Below are 1,372 nucleotides of genomic sequence, written 5' to 3'. Positions count from 1 at the left end.
GAATGCCTTACTGTAGCCAGCCTCGGCCAACTCTCGGTAAGACTCCTCGGACAGACTGTCTTCGTTCTGGTACTCCTGCTGAATACGGGTCACAGCATCCTGTGAGAGACCGCGTTCGATTGCAGTAGCAACCATGTCGTTAAAGCCAGCTTCATGTTCTTCCAGCTGCTGAGAGGCTTCGTTGATGTCAGCCGGAGTTTCACCAATCTGTTTGAACTCTTCAGGTTCGCCATCGTCGGTTACTTCCTCCGGCTGACTCTCTTCGTCGCCCTGCTGTTCTTCTTCAGAACCCTCTTCACCTTCGGTAGACTCTTCGTCGGAACCGTCAGCGGAGATGCGGACCTGCATACGGCCCTCTTCAGGTTCACCGAACGGGTCCACATCGGAGCCGTACGGGTCATCGCTGTTGGTGTTCAGCTCGATTGCATCATCGCCATCACGGGCAGCAACATCAAGAGCCAACATGTTTTCTTGGTGCTCCTCAGGTGTACTGCCAGTCATTACAGCACTGTTAACACCGAAGGATGCATATACGTCTGCGTTAGATTCGCCAGCCATTTCAATCTCCTTAAAGTTAAGACTAAGAGGAGACTTACTAGCAGTGTTCACTCAACGGCTACCATAAGGTCGGCTTGAGTGGTCTTACGTTCGGTCTCCCTATAGTGCTACCTAATTACATACCCGGTTGCATACCCACGGAATCAGCTGCCTGTGCCATTGCTTCAGGACTCGCTGTAGCCTGTGCGGCCATCCCTTGACCCAGCGCTGCTGCCCCTTGCTGTGTAGCAATCTGAGCACCTTGCTGTGCCATAAGGGCGTTCTTCTCTTCCTGAGTGAGCAACATGCCAGCCGTGTCGAGTCCGATAGCGTTAGCGATGCGTAACTTGAGGTTAGCCAAGTTGAGGTCGTCATCACCTTCGAGTGCCTTAAGGGCTGACCATGCGGCAATACACCGCTCCAGCTTGTCAAGGTCCTGACCACGTCCGATAGCCTCAAGGCCAGTGCTGATAGTTGGCTCTACGGCCTCTTTAGGTAACTCTGGGATTTGCTGCGTGGCTTGTAGTTGCTTCAAGAGCACTCTTACCAGAGGCAGCTGGAGTTCCTGCGAGAGAATCGAATAGACACCACCTAGGGTATCTTCCAGCTCTGACGCCACGTACCGAATCTCTTCGGCTGTGACTCGCTCGCCAGTACGTTGAACCGCACTGTTGAGCATAAAGGCATACGAGAGGCGAGCTTCAATGGTGTCGCTCACGTTCTTCGCTACGGTAAAGTCGCCGGACTTCTCCAGCTGGAGGAACTCGATGTCCTGCTTACGGCCCGGTATGAAAGCACCAGACTGTGCTGCCGTGAGTCGTCGGACCTGAGTAAT

The 1,372-nt window shown here is 53.6% G+C and carries 2 protein-coding genes; both read right to left on the bottom strand.

The annotated features are described in order from the left end of the window. Window positions 1-558, bottom strand: a 558-nt coding sequence (locus HHU12_RS33935; RefSeq protein ID WP_205960077.1) for a capsid assembly protein, incomplete at its 3' end; no start/stop codon positions are given. 115 nt (window positions 559-673) lie between these two features. Beyond that, window positions 674-1,372, bottom strand: a 699-nt coding sequence (locus HHU12_RS33930; protein WP_205960076.1) for a portal protein, incomplete at its 5' end; no start/stop codon positions are given.

Origin of the sequence: Flammeovirga aprica JL-4 (genome assembly GCF_012844305.1) — a bacterium.
Lineage (GTDB): Bacteria > Bacteroidota > Bacteroidia > Cytophagales > Flammeovirgaceae > Flammeovirga > Flammeovirga aprica.
The sequence above is the reverse complement of the archived record's forward strand: the minus strand, read 5'-3'. Positions and strand labels throughout refer to the sequence as shown.